23 protein-coding genes are annotated in these 22,764 nt (G+C 39.0%); 9 read left to right on the forward strand and 14 right to left on the reverse strand.

All coding sequences use genetic code 11. From position 1 onward, the window contains the following. Positions 1 to 38 precede the first annotated feature (38 nt). The 6 genes from CH364_RS12210 to CH364_RS12235 are packed head-to-tail and all read right to left on the reverse strand — an operon-like array spanning position 39 to position 5,289. Positions 39 to 1,964, reverse strand: coding sequence for a PP2C family protein-serine/threonine phosphatase (locus CH364_RS12210; RefSeq protein WP_100744617.1), 1,926 nt, complete (start codon positions 1,962 to 1,964; stop codon positions 39 to 41). Further along, positions 1,946 to 2,332 (reverse strand): peptide chain release factor family protein, encoded by a 387-nt coding sequence (locus CH364_RS12215; RefSeq protein ID WP_100744616.1) that lies wholly within the window; start codon positions 2,330 to 2,332, stop codon positions 1,946 to 1,948. The genes CH364_RS12210 and CH364_RS12215 overlap by 19 nt, the downstream gene beginning before the upstream one ends. A gap of 50 nt (positions 2,333 to 2,382) precedes the next feature. After that, positions 2,383 to 3,075 (reverse strand): hypothetical protein, encoded by a 693-nt coding sequence (locus tag CH364_RS12220; protein WP_100744615.1) that lies wholly within the window; start codon positions 3,073 to 3,075, stop codon positions 2,383 to 2,385. A gap of 47 nt (positions 3,076 to 3,122) precedes the next feature. Next, positions 3,123 to 4,175 carry an Mrp/NBP35 family ATP-binding protein gene (locus CH364_RS12225; RefSeq protein ID WP_100744614.1) on the reverse strand — a complete coding sequence of 351 codons (1,053 nt, stop codon included), beginning with the start codon at positions 4,173 to 4,175 and terminating at the stop codon, positions 3,123 to 3,125. A gap of 11 nt (positions 4,176 to 4,186) precedes the next feature. Next, a complete protein-coding gene (locus tag CH364_RS12230) occupies positions 4,187 to 5,050 on the reverse strand; it encodes a metallophosphoesterase family protein (protein WP_100744613.1) in 864 nt (287 codons plus the stop codon). After that, on the reverse strand, positions 5,047 to 5,289 hold the full coding sequence (locus CH364_RS12235; protein WP_100744612.1) for a biotin/lipoyl-containing protein: 243 nt from the start codon (positions 5,287 to 5,289) through the stop codon (positions 5,047 to 5,049). Before CH364_RS12235 ends, CH364_RS12230 begins: the two co-directional genes overlap by 4 nt. Positions 5,290 to 5,376: 87 nt before the next feature. Here CH364_RS12235 and CH364_RS12240 point away from each other — a divergent pair, with 87 nt between their 5' ends. Further along, positions 5,377 to 6,213 carry a hypothetical protein gene (locus CH364_RS12240; RefSeq protein ID WP_100744611.1) on the forward strand — a complete coding sequence of 279 codons (837 nt, stop codon included), beginning with the start codon at positions 5,377 to 5,379 and terminating at the stop codon, positions 6,211 to 6,213. Further along, positions 6,210 to 8,072, forward strand: a complete 1,863-nt coding sequence (locus CH364_RS12245; RefSeq protein WP_100744610.1) for a chorismate-binding protein — start codon at positions 6,210 to 6,212, stop codon at positions 8,070 to 8,072. The genes CH364_RS12240 and CH364_RS12245 overlap by 4 nt, the downstream gene beginning before the upstream one ends. A 53-nt stretch (positions 8,073 to 8,125) precedes the next feature. On the opposite strand, the gene hslU is transcribed toward CH364_RS12245, so the two are convergent. From hslU to xerD, 4 genes are read right to left on the reverse strand one after another with little or no spacing between them, the layout of a single operon-like run. Beyond that, positions 8,126 to 9,544, reverse strand: coding sequence for an ATP-dependent protease ATPase subunit HslU (hslU, locus tag CH364_RS12250; RefSeq protein ID WP_100744609.1), 1,419 nt, complete (start codon positions 9,542 to 9,544; stop codon positions 8,126 to 8,128). A 1-nt stretch (position 9,545) separates the two neighbouring features. Further along, the gene (gene hslV / locus CH364_RS12255) at positions 9,546 to 10,079 is read right to left on the reverse strand and encodes an ATP-dependent protease subunit HslV (protein ID WP_100744608.1); all 534 of its coding nucleotides are present in this window, start codon (positions 10,077 to 10,079) and stop codon (positions 9,546 to 9,548) included. A 46-nt stretch (positions 10,080 to 10,125) separates the two neighbouring features. Further along, entirely contained in the window at positions 10,126 to 10,557 is a 432-nt protein-coding gene (locus CH364_RS12260) for an ATP-binding protein (protein ID WP_100744607.1), read from the reverse strand. Continuing rightward, positions 10,557 to 11,465, reverse strand: coding sequence for a site-specific tyrosine recombinase XerD (gene xerD / locus CH364_RS12265; protein WP_100744606.1), 909 nt, complete (start codon positions 11,463 to 11,465; stop codon positions 10,557 to 10,559). The genes CH364_RS12260 and xerD overlap by 1 nt, the downstream gene beginning before the upstream one ends. Before the next feature lie 97 nt (positions 11,466 to 11,562). On the opposite strand from xerD, the gene CH364_RS12270 reads away from it, so the two are divergent. Then, positions 11,563 to 12,084: a tetratricopeptide repeat protein gene (locus tag CH364_RS12270; protein ID WP_035982824.1), complete on the forward strand. Its 522-nt coding sequence runs from the start codon at positions 11,563 to 11,565 to the stop codon at positions 12,082 to 12,084. Positions 12,085 to 12,145: 61 nt separating this feature from the next. Beyond that, positions 12,146 to 13,087 carry a thioredoxin-disulfide reductase gene (gene trxB, locus CH364_RS12275; protein WP_100744605.1) on the forward strand — a complete coding sequence of 314 codons (942 nt, stop codon included), beginning with the start codon at positions 12,146 to 12,148 and terminating at the stop codon, positions 13,085 to 13,087. Here the strand turns inward: trxB and CH364_RS12280 are convergent. The 3 genes from CH364_RS12280 to ilvB all read right to left on the reverse strand — a co-directional run bounded on the left by CH364_RS12280 (position 13,084) and on the right by ilvB (position 17,092). Beyond that, entirely contained in the window at positions 13,084 to 14,835 is a 1,752-nt protein-coding gene (locus CH364_RS12280) for a peptidase MA family protein (RefSeq protein WP_100744604.1), read from the reverse strand. The genes trxB and CH364_RS12280 overlap by 4 nt on opposite strands. A 65-nt stretch (positions 14,836 to 14,900) precedes the next feature. Then, positions 14,901 to 15,389 carry an acetolactate synthase small subunit gene (gene ilvN / locus CH364_RS12285; RefSeq protein WP_100744603.1) on the reverse strand — a complete coding sequence of 163 codons (489 nt, stop codon included), beginning with the start codon at positions 15,387 to 15,389 and terminating at the stop codon, positions 14,901 to 14,903. Continuing rightward, positions 15,386 to 17,092 (reverse strand): biosynthetic-type acetolactate synthase large subunit, encoded by a 1,707-nt coding sequence (gene ilvB, locus CH364_RS12290; protein WP_100744602.1) that lies wholly within the window; start codon positions 17,090 to 17,092, stop codon positions 15,386 to 15,388. The genes ilvN and ilvB overlap by 4 nt, the downstream gene beginning before the upstream one ends. A 111-nt stretch (positions 17,093 to 17,203) precedes the next feature. Here ilvB and CH364_RS12295 point away from each other — a divergent pair, with 111 nt between their 5' ends. Next, a complete protein-coding gene (locus CH364_RS12295) occupies positions 17,204 to 18,310 on the forward strand; it encodes a tetratricopeptide repeat protein (protein WP_100744601.1) in 1,107 nt (368 codons plus the stop codon). Positions 18,311 to 18,390: 80 nt separating this feature from the next. Next, positions 18,391 to 18,558, forward strand: a complete 168-nt coding sequence (locus CH364_RS18755) for a hypothetical protein (RefSeq protein WP_207762275.1) — start codon at positions 18,391 to 18,393, stop codon at positions 18,556 to 18,558. Positions 18,559 to 18,745: 187 nt separating this feature from the next. Here CH364_RS18755 and CH364_RS12305 read toward each other — a convergent pair whose 3' ends face one another. Further along, positions 18,746 to 20,422, reverse strand: a complete 1,677-nt coding sequence (locus CH364_RS12305) for a P83/100 family protein (RefSeq protein ID WP_100744600.1) — start codon at positions 20,420 to 20,422, stop codon at positions 18,746 to 18,748. A 124-nt stretch (positions 20,423 to 20,546) separates the two neighbouring features. Between CH364_RS12305 and serC the strand changes: the two genes are divergently transcribed. The 3 genes from serC to rpiB are packed head-to-tail and all read left to right on the forward strand — an operon-like array spanning position 20,547 to position 22,730. Further along, on the forward strand, positions 20,547 to 21,644 hold the full coding sequence (gene serC, locus CH364_RS12310; RefSeq protein WP_100744599.1) for a 3-phosphoserine/phosphohydroxythreonine transaminase: 1,098 nt from the start codon (positions 20,547 to 20,549) through the stop codon (positions 21,642 to 21,644). Beyond that, positions 21,637 to 22,296 carry a hypothetical protein gene (locus CH364_RS12315; RefSeq protein WP_100744598.1) on the forward strand — a complete coding sequence of 220 codons (660 nt, stop codon included), beginning with the start codon at positions 21,637 to 21,639 and terminating at the stop codon, positions 22,294 to 22,296. Before serC ends, CH364_RS12315 begins: the two co-directional genes overlap by 8 nt. Continuing rightward, entirely contained in the window at positions 22,293 to 22,730 is a 438-nt protein-coding gene (gene rpiB, locus CH364_RS12320; protein WP_100744597.1) for a ribose 5-phosphate isomerase B, read from the forward strand. The genes CH364_RS12315 and rpiB overlap by 4 nt, the downstream gene beginning before the upstream one ends. Positions 22,731 to 22,764: the final 34 nt, after the last annotated feature.

The raw sequence follows: 22,764 nt of genomic DNA on the forward strand, positions 1-22,764 counted from the left end.
AAACCACAAAAGCCTTGGACTTACCTCCAAGGCTTTTTTTATGCCTTCACATGTAAGTGAATGATGGTGATATCATCGTGCGGCGAGCCGGAAAGTCCGGTAAAATAATGGAAGTTTTCGAGTATGTTTGCCATAGGGTCTAAGGATTGTTTGGTGATCGTTTCCAAAAAGGAATTTGCCAACCGTTTTTCACCATATTCTAATCGGTCAACGTTTTCCTCTTCTGTCAATCCATCCGTATAAAACAAAAACTGGTCTCCTAACTGAAATGGATATTCCTCTTCTCCGTATGTAAGGCCTGGCAAAATCCCCAGTGGTTTTCCTTTTGGTTTGATCTCTACCAGTTTTCTCGACTCCGATTTCCAATGAAAAAAAGAGGGATGACCAGCACTCGAAACCATGAATTTCTGAGATTCCAAATCTATATGAAAATAGGTAGCAGTTGTAAAACGACCGAATGATTTTTTCACCAAATCTTCATTCATTGCTGAAAGTAAAAACGAAGGGTTTGACCAATGTTTGTAGGCTTTAAAAAAAGCGAACTTTGAAAGAGAAGCGATAATGGAAGCACCCAACCCATGACCTACCACATCCGCAATTAATATTCCAAACTTTCGGCCACCTAATGCTTGGAAGTCGTAAAAATCCCCGCCAACTCCATGAGAAGGCTGGTAATGCACTGAAATTTCCATTTGTTCCCATTGTGGAGCAGAAGGAGGAAGAATGGCACTTTGAATCCTTGCGGCTGTAACGATCTCTCTTTGTAAAGTTCCATATTTGATCTCAGAATTACGAAATAAATTTTCACCATAAAGAGTGAGACAAACTACAAAAATAAAAAATCCCCAATGGGAAGACCTTGGTACTGAATCCAAAATACCAAGGGAAGACAAAATATCATGGGCATTCAGAATGAATAGCGCAGAGGCTCCAATCACAAGTAAAATTGCCTTTGGTTTTCTGGCGGCAACTTGGCCCCAAGCAACAATGATCTGAATGACAAGTGTTGGCAAACACAACCAAACGAATGTTAAAATACCAATAGATATTGAAATCGTATCTGTAAATACTAAGGTTAAAATGACAATCGAAAATAAAACATGAAACTGCCACATCATTCGAATCACATTCCAACGACTTGTGCCGATTAACTTTTCAAAAAAATACAAACAACTGATGGGAATTAAAAATAAACTGATGATAAAAATGATAAAACTAGGATGTATGGAATCGTAATAATAAAGTCCAAAAAATCCAGACTGGGATAAAAAATGAATTCCAGATATGGTAGAAAACCATGTAAACGCTAGTAATTGTTTTTTCTTACGCCTTTCAAAAAGATAAAAAGAAAAAAAACCCAATATCAAAAAGAAAAAACCAAGGGATGCAAATGATTGTGTCCTGTTGGCAATTGCTTTGTAATGGTCAGTGGGATCACCAAACAAAGGAGGTTCAGAAAAACCAAGCGGCAATATTCCATCAGAAAAAAATACAATATAAACATGGTTTCCCAAACACTCTTTAGGTAACGGTAAAACAGGAATAAAACTTCGATTGTACACAATTAGATTTTTGGGAAGAGACTGATCAGTAGAAGGAATTCGAAAAAATTCAGATTGTAATTTTGTTTCTCCACAATAGGCATCAAAAAAAGTAACCAGTCCCCTGAGTAACAATGCAGGTTCTTCATAACCTAAACTCTCACGAAAACGAATCCGAGCGGAAAGAAATTTTGGTTTCGGTTTTTCCAAACTAATATAAGGGATTGTATAGGGTTGGTAATCGTCAGAAAGGTCTTCTATACTTGGCCTAAATTCGGCTAACTCTTCTTCTGCGAGGAATCGAAATTCCCAACCAGAAGACCATTTAACAGATTTGTATTGAAGAAATGAATCAAAACAAGATACAAAAAAGAAAACTGGGAACAGGAAAATAAAAATTAATTTTACATAGGATCGTTCCATTCCAGTTTTTCTTTCTCCAATTTCTTCTTTAATGCCTTGCGGTTTTTGTTTTGTTTCTTCTTTCGAATTTTTTGTAGTAAAGAATCAGATTTTGAAGGATTCAATTCCCTTTCTAATTCTACACATAACAAATCCCTGGCCTTGTAACGATTGAGACCTTGGGTTCTATAGACGGAACATTTGATTTGTTTCCCCGAAGGTTTGTGAACCAAATGCACTGCTGTGGAAACTTTATTTACGTTTTGTCCACCTTTTCCGCCGGACTGAATGAATTGTTCGCTTAGGTCTTTTTCAGAAATTCCTAGAACTTCCATCCGCTTCTGTAGCGATAAATTTTTTTCAACAGAAACGGGAAAGCTTAAGGGCATTTAGAGTAGGCCTTAGGTGAAATTGGTCAAGAAATTTTTTTCCTAAAGAGTTAAGGAGTGGTAGATTCTATTTCTAAAATACGTTTTCGCAAGTCAGAAGCAGTTTCATAATTTTCAATTTGGATGGCATTAAACTTTTGTATGTATAATCCCACTAGTTCATCTCCCATCTTTCCTGGAACAGACAATGCTTTTTTAAAATTATCTATATCAAGAGTGGGATGATTGTTATGAAAATAGTCAACGATCCGTTCCATTTTAAGCCTAGTAGCTTCCCTAGCAATTCCTGAAGTGTTACGGAATTCTAAAGAAAGGCTCGCTAATGTTTCTAATGGTTCACTGACCTGTTCTAAATGTTCAGTGAGACTTGTGGTTTGTGTTTTCTTTTCTTTGGCCTTACAAAATTCCACATAACGCATGACCATAGAATTGAACTGTTCCATTCTCTCTTGGATGTATTGGTTGGCCAATTCTTTGTTATCAGGCATTTGAAAATCTGGGAGTTGTACTACATCATAAAGATGAATATTGTCTGCGAGGATTTTCATGAGTTCCTCTTTGGAAGGCAAACCCACAGGTGGAAAGGTGACCACTGGATAGTTATCACCAATTTTAAGAAAACTCACAACCACATTCGATGCTATGATTTTACCACCGGGTGCAATCGGATTTTCACCGAATACATGGCAGTATGCGATTAAGTTACCGGTAGGGTTTGGTTTGGAACCGCGTTCAAAATTCATAGTGTATCTTTTAGACTAAGAAAAAGCTCTGAAGAAACAAGTGATTTTTAATCTTCCCACGCAGCGATTTGGTCTTCCAAATTTTTTGCAATGCGAAAATAGGCCTCTTTTAAAGGAGAATCCCCTGTTTCGAGGAGGGCTGGTTTTCCAGATTCACCCGAACTCATGACGTCCAATGTCAAAGGAACCGATCCAAGCTCTGGAACACCAACTTGTTTGGAGAGTTTTTCCCCTCCTCCTTTCGAAAAAACATCCGTTACATGGCCACATTTCGGACATGCAAATCCTGACATGTTTTCCACAATCCCAAGGATTGGTACTTTTACTTGTTTGAACATTGCAGCTGCACGTCCGGCATCGAGGACAGCGACTTCTTGCGGAGTTGTCACAATCACTGCGCCGTCCAAATCAATGAGTTGGGCAAGGGAAAGTTGGACATCTCCGGTACCGGGAGGTAAATCTATAAAAAGATAATCTAATTCTCCCCAAACAACATCGTATAAGAACTGTTCGATGGCCTTACCAAGCATTGGTCCACGCCAAACAACTGGTTGGTCTTCAGTCACAAGGAAAGAAAAAGAAATGAGTTTGATTCCATGTTTTTCGATAGGATAAATTTTATCTTCTTCGGATTTTAAAGCAACACGACCATTGATTCCAAACATTTTACCAAGTGAAGGTCCGTAGATATCAGCATCTAGAATTCCCACCTTCTTACCGTTACGTGCAAGTGTGGAAGCTAGGTTTGCAGTGACGGTCGATTTTCCAACCCCACCTTTTCCAGATCCAACAGCGATTACTTTTTTGACTCCGATGATTCGATTCCCATCTTCCATCTTTAGGTTTTGGTCTACTTCGAATTTGATTTTAACCTTACCTGCACCTTCAATTTTGGAGATGAGCTGTCTTGTTTGTGCTTCTAGTCCAATTTGTAATCGTCTATCCGCATTGGGTGTTTTGATTAATATCTCAATTCCATCATCAGAGGGAGTTACAGATGCAACCATGCCCAAACTTACGATATCTTTTTTTAACTCAGGGTGTTTGACCTGCATGAGTTGTCTTTGGATGGATGTTAAATCAACTTTTGAATTTGCCATGGTTAATCCTTTTAAATGACTCCTTCCGATTCTTCGTAAAAAATTGGATTTGTCTCAGTGAATTTGTCTTCTGAATAAATGAAACGACGATATGAAATAGACTTCCCCATATCAATCAAATGGAATCCACATTCATGGTTTTTATCTGAAAGTCTTGTACTGGATGCTGAGTTAACAATTGGAAAAGAAGCACTAGTCCCAGGAAGTTTTACCCAATTGGTATGAGTATGTCCATGCAAATACAACTCAGGTGGCCTTACCTGCAATTGATTTATGACTTCGCGACGATTTGTCATTTGATGGGCTTTGGATTCAATTTCAGTTTTGGGATTCCAGAGTGGATGGTGACAAACAAGCACATAAGGTTCGCTAATCAAATCCAATGTTTTTTGGATTACCTCCGGCGCCACATAACCATTCGCAGTAATCCGAGGGATTGCATAATTGGAATCCCAACCTATAAATAGTTTTCCGCCGATTTTTTTAGACCGAATGTATAATTTTGGATCAAGAGAGGTACCCATCCACTCACTAAATGTTTTTTCAAATAATGGATTTGGACCAATAGCTCGTTTTTGGTATCGATCATGGTTTCCAGGAATTAAAAAGGTTTTGTCTGTAAGCAGTGGACGTAAAATTTCTTTGGCATTTTGAAACTCGCCAGGGTGAGAAACATTTGTCAAATCACCGGAAATAACAAGTGCATCATATTCTAATTTACTAATAGCCTCAATCATCGCTGAAATTAGAATCAGCGGATGTTTTGATTTTCGTCTCAACCGATAGCTGAGATAACCGACAATTGCTTTTCCACGAAGAGAAAACAATGAAAGTTTCTTCGGGAAATGTAAGTCGGAAATATGTAGGATTTTCATTCGTTAATATCCATGATTCCGAGGATATCTCCTTTTTTCACTACCGATCCTTCTTCCATTATGATTTTTTTTAAGATTCCTGAATACGGAGATTCGACTGGGAAAGCTGCTTTGTCGGTGACTAGTTCGATCATTTCGTCCCCTTTTGACACGGAATCCCCTACCTTTCGGAGCCAACGTACCAATTCTATCTTTTCTGTATCACCCAAATCAGGAGTTTTTAAAAGGAATTCTTTCATCGATACAATCCTTTGCCACGGGAATGAAAACTGGTTTACAAAACCGTGTTTTCCCGTTTTTTTAACATAAAAGTTTAGCGAACCTCAATGGGAAACGAGAAAATCAAATATAAAGGCACTGAAATCATCGAAAACTTGGACCATTTGATTCAAAAGGACTATTTCCATTTTGAACTAAAAGGTCTCACCAAGTCAACACGAGATATCGTCAATGAAGTAGTTCAAGGAATCTTAAACCGAGTTGGTGCAAATCCACTTACTTCATTTCATTTGTTTAGCGGTCTAATGGAAGCCCTCTTAAATGCTGTTAAGGCAAACACGCGTTTTGTGATTTTTCAAGATGAACTTTTGAATAAACTCACGGCACAGGGACAAACTCCAGAAGAAGAAGCAGAAGAGTTACTCGACATTATTTTAGAAACCGAACCACTTCGAGATGCAATGCAACGTTACATTGTTCCAGACAAAATCAAAAAAGTGGTTCAAAAGATTCTAACTTTATCGGACAAAAAAAGATCAAAAAAACACAACCTCTCTATGGATGAAAAAGAATTCTTAACAATCGTTAGAGAAAAGGTAAAAAAATATGATCTAAAAATTTCAATGAAAATTGAAATCAGACCAACATCTGTTTACATTCGAATTAGGAATGATTCCCCAATTATGGGTATGGATTTAAACCGAATTCGCAAAAGTAGAGAGAGACATGCCGAACTTGCAAAACAAGGGAATTCTGCAGAATTTTTTAGACCAGACTTTTTGGATGAAAAAGAAAGCGCAGGGTTTGGAATTGCAATGATAGATGAAGGTTTTTATAACTTAGGACTTGATCCCTTAGATTGTTTCGATATCCAAACAAGTAAAAAAACTACTACGGTTTACCTCAACTATCCGTTAGAGGCACTCCAAAAGATGGAGTTTTGATACAGGTTTTAGAACTTACTTGGGAGTCTTTTGAGAAAGAATACCGAAAAATTGGTGGCCTACTCTTTGAAGACTCTCGGTCGGAACCAGGTTTTACTATTTGTGATTGGTATTTTGATTTACAAGAGGAAATGGAAATCCTCTATACAGAAAAAGAAACAGTCGCAGAAAAAATCCAAAACAGCTTATCCAAGTTAGATGATTATAGAGAAAAAGGATTTTATCCTTGTGGTGCTCTATTTTTCGAACTTGGATATTTTTTCATCGAAGGATTGGATCTAAATAATTCTCCCCTCGCAGAAGGAACTCCACTCCTCCAATATTCCATATACAAACAGAAAAAAAGAATTAAATATCCCAATCCTTCTCCACTTACCTTTGGAAAAATAGAGTTACATAATATTTCTGTATTATGGGATCAATATACCTACGAGGAAAGATTTGAAAAAACAAAAAGATCTCTGGTACTTGGTGAAAGTTATGAATTGAATTTATGTTTTCCCGTTTCCATATCGATCGATGGGGATTTGTTTTTATACTACCAATCTTTAAAAGCCAAACAAAAAACTAATTACTCCGTTTATTACCCTTTTTTAAACACTAGGACTCTTTCCCTTTCACCGGAACTATTTTTTGAAGTAAAAGGTGATAATATAAAAACCGAACCTATGAAAGGTACAAGTCTACGTGGGTTTACATCAAACCAAGACAAAAATTATAAAACGCAACTCCAATCCTCTTCTAAAGAAAGAGCTGAGAATGTGATGATTACAGATTTGTATCGAAATGATTTAGGTAGGATCGCCAAACAAGGAACGGTGCAGGTTACCGATCTATTTTTAGTTAATGGTCTGGAAACGGTTTGGCAAATGGTTTCGAAAGTGGAAGCCAAATTAAAAAATACTTTTGCATGGTACCCCATCCTTAAGGCTCTTTTTCCTTCTGGTTCTGTGATTGGAGCACCGAAAAAAAGATCCTTTGAACTTTTACGGGAACTAGAAAATACAAATAGAGGATTGTATACAGGATCCATCTTCGTGTCAGAAATGTTAGATGGTATACCCTGGATTCGTTCCAATGTTACGATAAGGACCTTACATTTAAAAAAAGAAGACCAACATTGGACTGGAAATTATGGTGTAGGCAGTGGAATTACCGTTCTTTCTGATGTGGAAGCAGAATATAAAGAATGTCTTGCCAAACTAAAATTCATTACAAATCCAAACCTTCCTTCATTTGAAATTTTAGAAACCATACGATTCAGTTTTGGACATTATTTTTTAAAAGAACTCCACTTGGAACGAATGGAAGAAACGGCAAATCGATTTGGTTATCCATTTTCTAAACAAAATGCCGAAGCTGTTTTAAAAACACATAACCATTCTTCTAAGGGCGTTGGGGTTTTTCGTCTGCGTTTTTTACTGAATGAAAGGGGAGAATTTCGTTTGGAAAGTTTCCCTTTTACAAAACCAAAAATCCGTTCAAAAATCAAACTTGGACTCGCGAGTCGGCCCGTGGATTCCAGCGATTTGTTTTTATACCACAAAACAACGAACAGACCATTTTATCAAAAGATGTTAGAAGAATGCAAAACCAAAGGAATCGATGATTGTGTTTTGTTTGATGAAAATGATAGGGTTTTAGAAACCAATCTCCGAAATCTATATATTAGAAAGGGAGAGGTTTGGTTCACACCAACATTGGAAACTGGCGGCCTTCCTGGTGTGTTTCGAAAAGCACTACTCCAAAAGGGGTGGGTAAAGGAAACCGTTCTTTTCAAATCGGATTTGTTAGAAGCGGACGAGATCCTTGTTGGGAATTCCTTACGCGGTTTCGAACGTGTAGAATTGATTCTTTAAGAATTGATAGAAATAAACAGGTAAAATTTTCTCCTACCTGTTTATAATTTTTTTTACAGAATGAATCGGCTTAAATCCTTATCTTCGATGATTCCTTTTAGTTTGGACGACACATAACCTTCGTTAATCACAACTTGTTTTTGGTCATCTGGAAGGTCAGGTGCGTCAAAACTTGTATCTTCCAAAAGTTTTTCCATGATGGTATTGAGTCTTCTTGCCCCAATGTTTTCATTTTTTTCATTCATTTGGAAGGCTAGTTTAGCGATCTCACTGATCCCATCTTTCGTGTATTCAATCTTCACTCCTTCTGTCGCAAGAAGAGCTTCATATTGTTTTGTGAGAGAAGACTTAGGTGTGGTTAGAATTTTCACAAAATCAGATTCGGTGAGTGTTTCCAACTCCACACGGATCGGAAACCTTCCTTGTAATTCCGGGATCAGGTCCGATGGTTTTGTCATATGAAAGGCACCCGCTGCGATAAAAAGAATATGATCCGTTTTAATCGGACCAATCTTTGTATTCACTGTGGATCCTTCTACGATAGGAAGAAGGTCTCTCTGTACCCCTTCACGAGAAACATCGGCCCCTTGCCTACCTTCACGACCAGCAATTTTATCAATTTCATCTAAAAAGATAATTCCCATCTCTTCCACACGCCTGACGGCTTCCGATTGGATTTTATCGGCATCGATCAGTTTTTCTGCTTCCGATTCAGTGAGAAGTTTCCGAGCATCAATTACTTTTACTTTTCGTTTGCCAGATTTTTTGGGCATCAAATCACCGAGTAAACTTTGTAATTGGTTGTCCATATCTTCCATATTCCCAGCGCCAAACACTTGCAACATGGGCATTCCTGATGGAGCGGATGGTTTAGGAATATCGATTTCAATTTCTTGTTCATTTAAGACACCCGTGCGCAGTTTTTCTCTAAACTTTTCTCTGGATTCTTTGTAGCTCGATTGTCTTTCTTTTTCTTCTGGATTCAGGTCTTCTTCTTTTTTATGGAAGATGGGTGGTAAGATGGCATCGAGAACAATTTCTTCTGCTTTTTCTGCTGCTTTGTCTTTCACATGGTCACGAAATTCGGCTTTCACTAAATTTAAGGCACCCATGGCCAAATCTCGAATCATGGATTCTACGTCACGACCCACATAACCTACTTCCGTATATTTTGTGGCTTCTACTTTTAAAAAAGGGGCACCACATAACTTAGACAGACGACGAGCAATTTCCGTTTTCCCCACACCAGTGGGTCCAATCATAATGATATTTTTAGGATAAATTTCTTCACGAAGTGACTCGTCGAGTTTACGACGTCTGGAACGATTGCGAAGAGCCACAGCCACGGCTCTTTTGGCTTTGGTTTGTCCAATGATATGTTCATCCAATCTTTCAACAATTTGACGAGGAGTTAATTCCTCTGCTGGATTCTCGGAACCAAGAACTTCTGCGATTACGGTAGGGTATGTCATTTTATAATTCCTCAATCACCAAATTATGGTTAGTGTAAATACATATATCAGCTGTGATACCCATTGCTTTTGTGATGATGTCTTTTGGATCCATATCCGTATTTTGTACAAGGGCACGAGCGGCAGAAAGTGCAAAGTTCCCACCAGAACCAATGGCAAGCACTCCGTCATCCGGTGAGATCACATCTCCTGTTCCAGAAATTAAAAAGGATTCATTGGCATCACAAACAATAAGAAGAGCTTCAAGCCTACGAAGCATCCGATCCATCCTCCACTCACGTGCCAGCTCCACCGCCGCCCGAGACACAGATCCACCATGTTCGATTAATTTTTTTTCAAAAAGTTCAAAGAGTGTGAAGGCATCGGCAGCACTTCCAGCAAACCCAGCGATCACCTTACCGTTGTAAAGTCTTCGGACTTTTTTGGCGGTATGTTTCATCACGGTATTCCCCATGGACACCTGACCGTCACCGCCTACAGCAATTTTACCGTTTTTACGAACAGAAAGGATGGTCGTTGCGTGAATTGTTTCCATAAGGATAAAATTCCAAAATGGTGAGTGTTGTCGAGAAAAATGGAGGTTACTTTCTTTTGATGAGAACCATTTGGTTCCCCACTTCAAATGATTGGTCGAGAAAATAATAATCGGTGAGCTCTCTAATCATAAATAGGCCGATCCCATGTTCTCGGTAATCGCTCAGGTCAAAACTACGAAGTTCGCTTGGTTCTACTTTTTTTCCATAATCTCTCAGTCGAATTTCCACACGGTCTTTATCAAACTGGAATTCTATAAAAATTGGTTTTCCCGTATTTCCTGAATAAGCGTGACGAATGACATTCACAATGGCTTCCCCGATCACCAGTTTTAAATCCATGGAATCAAATAGGGAAAATCCATGTTCTAAACAAAGATTAAAAAAGTAGTTACGAGTGTGAGATACAAAACGGGGGTTTGAAGGGATTTGGATACGGACTACTTTACTGTAGTCCGTGGGTTTATTTTGGTTCGACATTATCCTCTCGGATGGAATTTCTTATGAACTTCCTTCAGAGTTTTATTTGCCATATGAGTGTAAATTTGAGTCGTCGAAATATCGATATGACCCAAAAGTTCCTGAACCGATTTGAGGTCTGCATGGTTCTCAAGTAGGTGAGTGGCAAATGAGTGGCGAAGAGTGTGTGGTGTTACTTTTTTCTTTATTTTTGTACGTTTGATGTAGTGGTTTAAAAGGCGCCATACCGACTTACGGTTGATATACGATCCTTTTTTGGAAACAAAAACAAATTCACAAGTTCTTTTTTTCAAAATTTCTGTGCGACTTTCACTTAGGTATTTTTTCAAAATATCCAATGACTTTTCACCAAATGGAACGAGGCGTTGTCTTCCCCCTTTTCCTTCCACAGTGATCGTCATGTTTTCCATGTCGATATCAGTCATTTTTAAGTTACATGCTTCAGAAATACGAAGGCCGGAAGAGTAAAGAAGTTCAAAGATACATTTGTCTCGAAGTTCGTACAAATTGTCCTCTTTGATATTACGAAAGAGTTCATCAATTTCGGTTTGAGTTAAATAATCAGGGATGGTTCTTGCAACTTCTGGAGTTTCGATTTTCTCGGTTGGATTGGAATCTAACCTTTTTTCATCGCGAAGGTACTTGTAAAATTGACGGATTGCCACCACTTCTCGAGCCAGCGTTTTTGCTGAGATTTTACGTTCCCTTTCTTCTTCAAGAAAACGCATAATATCGTTTGCTTTTACTTCTAAGAAGTTGATATGTTCTTTTTCCAAGAAGATCGCAAACTTGTTGAGATCGTATCCGTAGGAATATATCGAATTATCGCTCAGTCCTTTTTCTACGGACAGGTACTCTTGGAATGTTTGTAAAAGCTGATTTTGAGAAACTGGCAATTTGGAACCCATCTTTACTCTCTTATGTTACTTAAAGAGTCGGACAAAAAGCTTAAAGAGACTTATTATTTTTTTTGCCACAAATGGCTATGTCAGGAAAAAAGGAGATGTGGTTCATAGAAACTCCCTTATTTTTTTACTCACGTTTGGACTATTGTTAGTCGTTAATTGCGGCCGAAAAGAAAGGTCCCTTTTTGAAGAAGGTAAAAAATGGGAAATGGTAGGAGAAAAAACCAAAGCCCTCTACTATTACGAATTGTCTCTCCGTGAAAATCCAGAATATGACCCCGTTCTCAAACGAATGGGACTCCTTCTTGCGGAAAGCAACCAGTCGATTGCCACGGCCATTTTTTATTTGGAAAAGTATCACAAACAAAAAAAGGACGACACAGAAGTACAACGTGAACTCTTCCGGCTCTATCTTACCACAGGATATGAAAAAGAAGCGCTGGAAATTTTGGAAGAAATTCGGTTCCAAGGAAAAAAAGAAACTTTGGAATTTTTTGAAACCACATACCTTTGCCTCACCAGAGGATTCAAACAAAAGGATTACCTACTGACTTTAGAAAAAAGCCCTCTCGCAGGGGACCCCTACTATGCGCCTTGGGTCCGGGCTTGCGAAACAAAATAGACGAGAAGTCCTTGAGATCCAGTCTAAACAATAAAGAACAAGATACAGAATAGGAGAAATTATGAACCATAAAGTTGTCATCATCGGATCCGGTCCCGCAGGACATACCGCAGCCATTTACGCAGCAAGAGCCAATCTAAACCCGGTGATGTATGAAGGATTTATGGCAGGAGGTGTGGCCGCAGGTGGACAACTTACGACCACAACCGAAGTGGAAAACTTTCCCGGTTTCCCTGAAGGGATTGATGGTACCAAACTCACCCAACTTTTCCGAGAACAGTCTGCAAAATATGGGACTGCCATCCACACCCAAACCATTACCAAAGTGGATTTTTCGAAACGCCCTTTTACCATCTGGTCTGACGACGAAGAAATCAAAGCAGAATCAGTGATCATCGCCACTGGTGCCACTGCGAAAAGAATGTTTGTTCCTGGTGAAGAAACCTACTGGCAACGCGGGATCTCCGCTTGTGCGGTTTGCGACGGTGCCCTACCGATCTACCGTAACAAAGCTCTTGCCGTAGTCGGTGGAGGTGACTCTGCCGTAGAAGAAGCAAACCACCTCACAAAGTTTGCGTCCAAAGTGTACCTGGTAGTAAGACGTGACCAACTCCGAGCTTCGCAAATCATGCAAAAACGTGCCATGGAACATCCAAAAATTGAGATTCTTTGGAACCAAACTGTTGTAGAGGCCAAAGGTGGTCCTGCTGGACTTAGCTCTATCGTTCTTGAAAGTACAAAAGACAAATCAAAGAAGGACTTAGAAGTCGGTGGACTTTTTTATGCAATTGGACATGTTCCCAATACAGAAGTATTTAAAGGCCAGTTGGATTTAGATGAAACAGGATACATCATCACAAAACCAGGAACCACACAAACCAATGTAGCGGGTGTGTTTGCTGCCGGTGACGTGCAGGACAAAGTGTACAGACAAGCCATTACCGCAGCAGGCAGTGGTTGTATGGCTGCCCTAGAAGCCGAACGTTGGTTAGAAGGTCACTAGGGAGTGACCTGTTTTCCATTTGCGTCCAAATAGGATTTTGATTCCAAATTAAAAAATATCACCGAATCTCCTTTCGGTGATATGTATTGTTTTTTCCCATCTTCCCATTCAATGAGTGTAAAACCGGATCCTCGAAACAGGATTTGGTTTCCAGGAAAAACATTTGCCTCAAAGGAATCTCCATACCAGCGGTAGTTTCCTTTTTTCCAGAGATAAAAATAACTAGATCCAGGACCAAGAAAATCACCTTCTAATTTACCTGAATACGTTTCCACAGAAGCAGGAAAGATTTTTTGTAAGCTAGGTAGGTCTGTATACGTTTTGATATCCAATGCCGATTCAGGTAAACTAAACCCTTTGTCTAAAAAGTTTTTATATTCATTGGGAAACTTCGAGTTCATGGTAGTAAAACCTGCTAACTGAAATTTTTTTCCATTCCGAAGGACAGAATCCTTGTCTTTTTCAAAGGAAGACAAACTATCTTTTAAAATTTGGTCGGGAGAAACACCAGTAGCGTTTTGTAAAGCAAGGAGTGGCGATACTCCTACACATGTCTCCTTTTGGTAAGAGATGATAGCTTCCTTTCCGTAAGTTTCATGGATGTGTTTAATGAGGAGTGGTCCAATAGAATAAGGAAGTAAATCTTTAAATTTAGCATCTAACAATGCTTTGAATGTTTTGGGAACTTTGTTTTCTCGAATTAACTTTTCCGCATCATTATAAATATAGAATTGTTTTCGTTCGTAAAATTTTGCCTCCACATAGTTGGCAAGTCCCTCTTCAAACCAAGGATCTAAAATATCGGTTTGTGGAAATTTGCCTGTTTCTGTTTGGATTTTTAGACAAGAGATTTGTTCTAAGTTGTGAACTGCCTCATGGTAAAAAGTCCCAAAATGAACGCGCCTGAGTGCATCCGAATCAAACTCCAAAACCCCTGTGGCCTGTGGCATTTTTTCCCCACAACATAAAGTGATAGAATCCCTGCCTCCAAACCCACCTTCTTCGGACCCACCAGGAATATCGGCACCTATGTATTCTTTAATCTCCTCATATTTGTCGAATAACAAAACAGGAATTTTCCCTCGATTTTCCAATTGAAATTCTGATTTTACATATTGTAAAAATGATTTCATTTTAAAATTATCACCAAAAACACGCAAGTATTCCTTCCATTTGTCTGATCCATAAAACACATAATTTCCAAATTCTAATTTGGGTTTCCCATATTTTGTTTCATCAACAAGTAGGTAATTTTCAAAGTTAAGTGGTTTTTGGTAAATATAATCGTATTCCTTTCGATTTGAAATCCAATATTTTGTGATTTTAGTTAAATCAGGATAGTTCCAAACAAGAGTCGGCAAACATCCATTACATGATGCTGGTGCAGAAGTAAAACCATTACCAATAGGAAAATCCAATTTGAATGTTCCATTGGCCCATTCCGTAAAAATACTCCCATCGGCACGTTTCCATTGGTAATGGTTTTTGGCCCATTGGTATACTTCTCCACCGTCTGGCCCATTGTAGTATCCAGGCGCTGGATCTAAAAAACCTAGTTTTAAATCTTCTAATTTTGGTTCTTGGAGTCTTTCGACTGCGAAAAAAGAGGTAGGAGCCGTTTCACCAAAGTCAAAGTACAATACATCCGAGCCTTGACCTCTTTTGAGTGGAACTTGTAAACGTTCCCCATCAGCATAGATAACGATTGTTAGGAGAAAAAGAAAAGATACAATTAATTTGCGAACCATGGAGAGGCATTGACCCACTTAACGCCCCAATGCTCTCCCCCATTTTAGCCCCTGTCAAGTGGATTCTAAACGGAGTTTTGGTTTCGATAGGCGATGGCAATTTGGCCAGTGCGCGAAATTTCCCGAATTCCGAATGGTTTCAGGACGGAGATGATGTTACTCACCTGCCTAGAATTTCCGGAAAATTCAATCAGAAGTGAGTCTTCCGTCATTTCTAAAATTTTGACATCAAATCCATTACAAATGGTAAGAGCCTCACTTCGGTTGGCTTCTGTAATCGAAAAAGAAATTAGAACAAGTTCTCTTTGAACAGAACTAGCATAAGCCATATCTTGAACTTTCAAAACATCAGGTAATTTGAGGAGCTGGTTTTTTACCTGACCAACGATAAAGTCATCTCCATTCAGAACAATCGTCATAGAAGATACATCCGCATTGTCCGTCACACCAACTGCAATGGAATCAATATTGTATCCGCGACGGGTGAAAAGTCCAGAAACATGGCTCATGACACCTGGATGGTTATTTACTAAAATACTTAGAGTGTGTTTCATTTTTTCATTTTCCCCAAGTCTTTGAATTCAATTAAGTCTTGTTGTGATTTTCCGGCAGGGATCATTGGAAAAACTTTTTCTTCTGCAGGGATCATCACTTCAATCAGAGCCGATCCATTGTCTTTTAAGAAGAATTCCACACCTTTATCAATTTCAGATTTGTGTTCGATTCGCATGGCTGGAATTCCATAAGCGTCAGCGAGTTTGACAAAGTTAGGATTGTAAGTCCATTGTGATTCACTGAATCTTTCTTCATAAAATAGTTCCTGCCATTGGCGAACCATTCCAAGAAAGTTATTATTAAAAAGTAAAATTTTTACACCTAACTTTGATTGTGCGATTGTTGCCAACTCCTGAATACACATTTGAAAAGAACCATCGCCTGTAACACAGATAACCATTTTATCAGGATTTCCAAACTTAGCGCCAATGGCAGCAGGTAGTCCATACCCCATAGTCCCAAGTCCTCCAGAGGTTAACCAAGTGTTTGGTTTATCAAATAAATAATACTGTGCGGCCCACATTTGGTGTTGGCCCACATCTGTGGATACAATAGCCTCACCTTTTGTTTTGGCATAAACCCTTTGTAAGAAGTCCTGTGGTTTGATACTGTCTCCACTGTTATCAAAATCAAGTGGATGATTTTTCTTTAAGGACTGAATATTATCGATCCAAGAAGTTCGGTCTCCACCTTTGACAAAAGGAAGGATTTCCCGGATGGCATCCTTTAGATCTCCATGTAGGATATAATCGACATTGATTCTTTTGTTAAACTCAGCGGCATCAATATCCACATGAGCACGAACTGCATTCGGGGCAAAGTCTTGGTATTTTGCTACACGGTCATCAAACCTGGCACCTAAATTCAATATATAATCACACTCTAACACTGCTTTGTTGGCATAAGCAGTTCCATGCATTCCAAGCATTCCTACAGAAAGTGGATGAGTTCCAGGAAATGCACCAAGTCCCATAAGAGTTGTTGTCACTGGAGCATTTGCTTTTTCAGCCAATGCTTTAATTTCTGCAGAAGCAAAGGAATTGATCGCACCACCACCTACATAGAGTAACGGGCGTTTGGCTGCGTTCAAAGCTTCTGCAAATTCTTGCGGATCCCCTTTGACCTTTGGTCTTTCATAATGGTGAGGTGCAATTTTTAACGAGGACGCTTTTCTGACAGATGTTTTTTCCAACTGTACGTCTTTGGGAAAATCCAAAAGCACAGGACCTGGTCTTCCACCCATCGCAATTTTGATGGCTTCTTCAAAATGACGAGAAAGATCATCTGCCTTTTTGATGAGTGCATTGTATTTAGTAATTGGAATGGTAATTCCGAAAATATCTGCTTCTTGGAAGGCATCAGTTCCAATGGCATCTGTGGCAACTTGACCAGTAATCGCTAAGATGGGAACTGAATCCAATTTGGCATCGGTAAGCCCAGTGATTAAATTGGTAGCACCTGGACCGGAAGTAGCAATACAAACACCTAACTTACCAGTAGAACGAGCATAACCTTCAGCCATATGAACGGCACCTTGTTCATGTCGGACAAGGATATGTTTGATTTTTTTACTATGATAGAGTTCGTCGTAGAAAGGGAGGATGGCACCACCAGGGTATCCGAAGACGATCTCCACACCCGCTTCTTCCAATAATTCGACCATCAGTCGGCCGCCAGTAATTGCTTCGGTTGTAGATGACATACGTTTCCCCCTCATTGTCATTTCTGCAAAAAAGAGCCTGTTGTCAATGTTCTCACGTTTTTGAGTCGATTTTTACTGTCTAAAAAGGAATGCTGAAAATTGGACCGGGATATGGAAAATACAGATATTGAAAAGCCACAAGAAGATGAAAAGTTCACAAAAATCAAAGCCCTTGCAAAAGAGGCGTATCGTTTTCTTGATCAAGGACGTTTCAAAGAAGCCAAAGAGCGATTAGACATATTACTTGATGAAGATCCTTCCAATACTTACGGTCTCGTCGGTCTTGGTGATTATTACGCAAAAACCAAACAACCAGAACAAGCCATCCAATACTATCGTAAGTGTTTGGCAGGTGATACAACAAATAAGTTCTCTCTTATGGGGCTAATGAATGCCTATAGAGATTTGAACAGCCTTAAAAGAATTATAGAAGTTGCAGAAGAATTTCATCACATAACAATCACAGATGCAAGTATTCTTTCACGAGTCGCAGATGCCCATCGTAAATTAAAAAACTTCAAAGAATCTGAAGTGTATTATATGGAAGCACTTCAAATCAATCCAAGCGACCAGTATGTAATTGTGGGACTTGGGCATTTATACTTTGCATGCCAAAGATACGTGGATGCCATACAATGGTGGGAAAAATTACTTTCTAGCCAACCAAACAATATCAAGATCCTTACTGAAATTGGAAATAGTTATCGTAAAATTAAAGATTTCGATAAAGCCATTCTCTATTATGACCGTGCCAAAGAACTTGATCCCAAAAACTTTTTTGCACTCTACGGCCTTGCCGAGTCCTATCGTGGTAAAAAAGATTTTAAAACCGCTATCACTTACTGGGAAAAAATTCTCGAATCCGATCCTGATAACAAACTCATCATCAACCGTTACGCTGATTCCCTTAGAGGACTTGGTAATTATGACAAAGCATTAGAATGTTTTAACAAAATTCTTGCGAGTGGCGACGATTATTTTGCCCTTCTTGGAAAAGCAGCCGCATTACGTCTGATTGGTGACCTGGAAAAAGCCGAAGAAATTTATTTGGGACTTCTTTCTAAATCCCCGAGTGATCCAAGACCCGCACTGGAATTATCTGACCTTTGGGACATTATGGGTAAAAAAACACAAGCAGTGAAACTATTGGAAGATTTAGCGAAGAAAAATCCTTCTAACGAAGCCATTCGTGAAAGGATTGAATATTTAAAAGATTAGGTTTCCAACGAACCTTCATCAATTTTTGCAATTAACAAGTAAATCCAAACCAAAACACCGAATACTCCAGTCACAAAAAAGTGATTGGAGCTCCAAACGTATACCAAATCCAACCAGCGATGGAACTGGCAAAAAATGTTGCTATGCTTTGTAACCCTGTAAACATTCCGATAGCAGTCCCTACTTCATTTGACGGAACTACATTACTAATCCAAGCTTTGGAGATTCCTTCTGTTGCACTTGCATAAATCCAATCCTATCAGCGGTTTTTTCCCATTTCGCTTGCGATGTCTGTAAAAAGACTCACAAGCGAGAGTATCAAAACCGTTTTGGAGATTGTTTTCATATTGGTGGCAAACCACTGGTCCAATGGAAGAGCGATTCAGTTTTGAAAACACCCCTCCAACGATGGATTGGTTGGTGCAACCACCCTCCTTACGGAGCGATGGTTTTAAGCAGGCTTAAATCTTCTTTTTTAAATACCTTAATCGTTGTTTTATCGCCTTCTTTTGGTTTGCCGGTTACATAAATTTTGTCCCCAAAAAAAGTAAGTTCCGAGTTTTCTTCCACTGCTTCTTCTGTTCTTTTCTCAAACGTTAAATCAGATTTAAAACGAGAAACATGGTATTTGTCTTTTACCTTTTCAATCACGTAGATTTTATCTTCCCGATTGATCATCGGAGTTCTCCAAAAAATATCTGCAGACTCACTTGTTTTTTTCACACCGAGTTTGTCTGGATCAAGTAACACTAGTTTGTGTTTTCTATTCTCTACTTTTACTCCGTCATAACCAAGAACAAGAACCCCTTGGTTGGCGATTTCTTTAAATTCCTTGGAACAAATATTGTTATAGGAACTTTTATAAAGAGCGTCATCTTTTGCAGGATCGATGGCCCAAAGTTCATTCGAATAGTGACCATCTGTATCATATTTGATAAACTTCATAAAAAGAATTTTGTTGTTCACAACATTGTCACTTTGTTCTTCTTTTTTCTTCAGTTCTTCTTTAGCTTGCGTTAGTTCCGTTTTTAACTCTTCTACTTTCGCTTCTGCTTTTTGAACGGTATCATCTTTTTTTGCGGTGTCGCCTGATGTGGTTCCGGTTCTTGCTTCTTCTTTTTTTGCGATTTGTTCTTCTTTTTTACTGAGTTCTTCTTTTTTGGCTTCTACAGCTTCTTGTTTCTTCTCAGTGTCTTTTTTTTCTTGTTGGATTTGTTTGACTTCTTCGGTTTTCTTTTCGATCTCTGTTTTGTTTTTAACAGGGTCTTTTTTTAACTCATTGAGGCTCGCAACAGTTTCTTGTTCTTTTTTCTTCAGAGCATCTTTTTTATCTTGGAGGTCTTTTTGTTCGTTTGTTACTTCTTGTTTTTTATCTTGCAAAACCTGTTTTTCTTCTTTGATTTTATCGGTTTGCAACTTGTCCATTTTTTTGGCTTCGTCTTCCATCTTCTGTTTGGTGGCAGGATCTTTTTCTTTGTCCTTCACCATTTTATTTACGTCTTTTTCTAATTCATCCGTTGTGAGATCTTTCCCACTATCCTTTAAAATATTCCCCTCGATAGGAATGATGATTTGGGTTTTGCCTGGCCAATTTTTATAAACTGTATCAATTCCTAATTTGTCTGAGGAAGTAGCGGCAATCACACCTTCGGTATATTTTTTGGTAAAAAACTTAGAATCTTTTCTATGTGTTGCATTGTAATAAAGAATGTACTGTGCCAAGGTCTCAGCATTTCCCACTTTATATTGGAAAGATTTTTCCACATAGGATGCAATGATCCGAGCTATGGAATTGACATGGTCAAAACTTTGTGTCTCTGAAAGATAAAGAATATCAGCACCCAATTTTCCATCAGCACCAGGAAGCACTCTTTGGATTTTCACTCCATCCACAGCGGCTGTATTTTCTTTGGCTAAGGTTTCGGCGAGTTTGCGACCGATTTCGGTATTTTCTTGGATGATCTCATCAGAGGCCTTACGTAAGGAACGGTTGATGAATTCGATTTTTTTAGAACCCTTAATTTCGGACTCTCCGAGTGGGGCTTTGGATTGGGCTGTCAGAGAAAGACTGACGAAAGTTAGGCAAATGATGATGGAACGAGAAATTCTCATTGTTTCCTCACGAAATTTGGGGTAAAGATGCCCACAAGATTAACAACCTTTCCAATTCTGCAAAGCAAGTTTTAGAATAAAAATCTATTTACCGGGGGGTGGATCTTCAAAATTCTGTGGGAGAATGCCTACATTTACGCACAGAGTCTTCAATTTTAATGCCGGCCCTGCCATGTTGCCCACAGAAGTCATGGAGGAAGCGAAGAGTGAGTTCCTAAATTACAAGGGAACGGGAATGTCCGTTATGGAAATGAGCCATAGAGGGAATGTTTTCCAAAATATATTGGACGAATCTCTCAGCGACCTTAGGGAATTACTGGAACTGCCATCCCGTTATGCGGTGGTATATTTCCCGGGCGGAGCCACTTTACAATTTTCTGCAATTCCATTTAATTATTTAAAGTCCGGAGACTCAGCTGATTTTGCAGTCACAGGGGTTTGGGCCAAAAAGGCTTTCGAAGAAGCAAAGAAGTTTTACCCGAATGTAAAATCAATTTTTAATGGGGCCGATTCTCAATATATGGAACTTCCCACCATCACAGACGAGATTCTGAATGAAGGTGCCAAATATGTTTATATCACTTCCAACAATACAATTTATGGAACTCGTTATAAATCTTTTCCAAAATTAAAAAAGGCTCCCCTTTTTGCGGATATGACAAGTGAACTTCTTAGTCGAAAACTTCCCATAGAAGATTTTTCTGTCATCTTTGCTGGAGCACAAAAAAATATTGGGCCGTCTGGACTCACTCTTGTCATTTACGACAAAGAAAAATTACCAACGCTTGACCACCCGATTCCGAATCTCATGAACTATGCGCTAATGGAAAAAAATGGATCATTGTACAACACTCCTCCTACTTATTCCATCTACATTGCAGGGCTAGTATTTAAATACTTAAAACGAATGGGTGGTCTTGCTGTTATGGAGGCCATCAACGAAAGAAAGGCCAAAAAACTCTATGATACGCTTGATGCATCTTCTTTATTCTATGCACCAGTTCCAGAAGCCTTTCGTTCGGCGATGAATGTAACGTTCCGAAGCCACAACAATAGTTTGGATTCAAAATTTTTAACTCTTGCCGAAGAACAAGGGTTTGCTGGACTCAAAGGATATCGGGAAGCTGGCGGTTTTCGGGCCAGTATTTATAATGCAATGCCTGAAGAAGGAGTTGATGCCCTGATTTCCTTTATCAAAGAATTTGAAAGAACTCATGGGTAGTTTTCCAAAAATCTCCTTTTTTTTCTTTTTCATTATCATAGGATCCCTTTCTGCCCATTCCCTTTGGATTCCCGAAGGGAACTTGGGATGGGAAGCAGCAAATGATTGTTATTTGCCACTAAAAAAGGAAATCCCACCTGGGCCAATTAGTCCCAATCTTCTAAATTTGGATCGTTCCAAAATGGAAGATTATGCTAGAGAATCAGCAGAACTTCGTATGGCTTCCCTAAACTGTTTTTACAATCAAGTATCTAAAAACCTTCCCAATGAGGACCCCCTTTCCGAAGATTTAGGAGAGTATTTCAAAGCCTCCCTACTCGCAGGTAAGGACAAAGAAGAGAATTTTTTTTCCTATGAGTGGAGGGTTTTACTTTCTGATTCTAGACCTTACCCTCTCACACCCGGAGAAGTTAGTCTCGCCAAACAATGGTTTGAATCACATTTGGAAATTAAAAAAGAAATCACAAACCTGTCCATCGAATACCTTTCAGAAAAAAATCCAAAAAATAAATACGAACGTTATTTTGATTTATTCACAGGATACTATGGAAGTTTACTCAGAGAAAGAGATAAGTTTTTACTCTCTCTTTCCTTAGAATCAATGAAATCATACACTGATGCCCTAAAACATAGAAAGGAGAAAGCAGAATGAAAGAAAAAATTGGAATTGCCTCTGACCACGGAGGATTTGCTCTCAAAGAATTCCTCAGGAAAAGTCTCGAGGAAACTTACGAAATTGTCGATTACGGTACTAAGAGCGAAGAGTCTGTAGACTACCCCACCATCATTGGAGATGCCTGCCGAAAGGTTCTTTCTGGTGAAGTTCCAAGACTCATCGCCCTTTGCGGAACAGGCATTGGAGCCTCAATTGTCGCCAACCGTTTCAAAGGCATTCGAGCGGCCCTTTGCCATGATGAGTTTACGGCGGAAATGTCCAAACGCCATAACAATGCCAATGTTTTGGTTTTAGGGGGAAGGGTTCTCGGAACAGATTTAGCACAGAGAATCGTAAAAAAATGGATAGAAACAGAATTCGAAGGTGGACGGCACCAGAAACGATTGGGTCTGATCGAAGAACAGTCGTAATTTTATTCCTTGTTTGGGGCCTACCTTTATTTGG

Source organism: Leptospira harrisiae, from assembly GCF_002811945.1.
In the GTDB taxonomy this organism is placed as follows: Bacteria; Spirochaetota; Leptospiria; order Leptospirales; family Leptospiraceae; genus Leptospira_A; species Leptospira_A harrisiae.

Coding starts and splice junctions, on each gene's coding strand:
- CH364_RS12225 (WP_100744614.1), bottom strand. CDS start 4,175: ATGGCAAATTCAAAAGTTGATTTAACATCCATCCAAAGACAACTCATG.
- hslU (WP_100744609.1), bottom strand. CDS start 9,544: ATGACATACCCTACCGTAATCGCAGAAGTTCTTGGTTCCGAGAATCCA.
- xerD (WP_100744606.1), bottom strand. CDS start 11,465: ATGGGTTCCAAATTGCCAGTTTCTCAAAATCAGCTTTTACAAACATTC.
- CH364_RS12305 (WP_100744600.1), bottom strand. CDS start 20,422: ATGAGAATTTCTCGTTCCATCATCATTTGCCTAACTTTCGTCAGTCTT.
- CH364_RS12295 (WP_100744601.1), top strand. CDS start 17,204: ATGGAAAATACAGATATTGAAAAGCCACAAGAAGATGAAAAGTTCACA.
- rpiB (WP_100744597.1), top strand. CDS start 22,293: ATGAAAGAAAAAATTGGAATTGCCTCTGACCACGGAGGATTTGCTCTC.
- trxB (WP_100744605.1), top strand. CDS start 12,146: ATGAACCATAAAGTTGTCATCATCGGATCCGGTCCCGCAGGACATACC.
- CH364_RS12230 (WP_100744613.1), bottom strand. CDS start 5,050: ATGAAAATCCTACATATTTCCGACTTACATTTCCCGAAGAAACTTTCA.
- ilvN (WP_100744603.1), bottom strand. CDS start 15,389: ATGAAACACACTCTAAGTATTTTAGTAAATAACCATCCAGGTGTCATG.
- CH364_RS12235 (WP_100744612.1), bottom strand. CDS start 5,289: ATGAAAGAATTCCTTTTAAAAACTCCTGATTTGGGTGATACAGAAAAG.
- CH364_RS12315 (WP_100744598.1), top strand. CDS start 21,637: ATGGGTAGTTTTCCAAAAATCTCCTTTTTTTTCTTTTTCATTATCATA.
- serC (WP_100744599.1), top strand. CDS start 20,547: ATGCCTACATTTACGCACAGAGTCTTCAATTTTAATGCCGGCCCTGCC.
- CH364_RS12220 (WP_100744615.1), bottom strand. CDS start 3,075: ATGAATTTTGAACGCGGTTCCAAACCAAACCCTACCGGTAACTTAATC.
- CH364_RS12215 (WP_100744616.1), bottom strand. CDS start 2,332: ATGCCCTTAAGCTTTCCCGTTTCTGTTGAAAAAAATTTATCGCTACAG.
- CH364_RS12280 (WP_100744604.1), bottom strand. CDS start 14,835: ATGGTTCGCAAATTAATTGTATCTTTTCTTTTTCTCCTAACAATCGTT.
- CH364_RS12240 (WP_100744611.1), top strand. CDS start 5,377: ATGGGAAACGAGAAAATCAAATATAAAGGCACTGAAATCATCGAAAAC.
- hslV (WP_100744608.1), bottom strand. CDS start 10,079: ATGGAAACAATTCACGCAACGACCATCCTTTCTGTTCGTAAAAACGGT.
- CH364_RS12260 (WP_100744607.1), bottom strand. CDS start 10,557: ATGTCGAACCAAAATAAACCCACGGACTACAGTAAAGTAGTCCGTATC.
- ilvB (WP_100744602.1), bottom strand. CDS start 17,092: ATGTCATCTACAACCGAAGCAATTACTGGCGGCCGACTGATGGTCGAA.
- CH364_RS12210 (WP_100744617.1), bottom strand. CDS start 1,964: ATGGAACGATCCTATGTAAAATTAATTTTTATTTTCCTGTTCCCAGTT.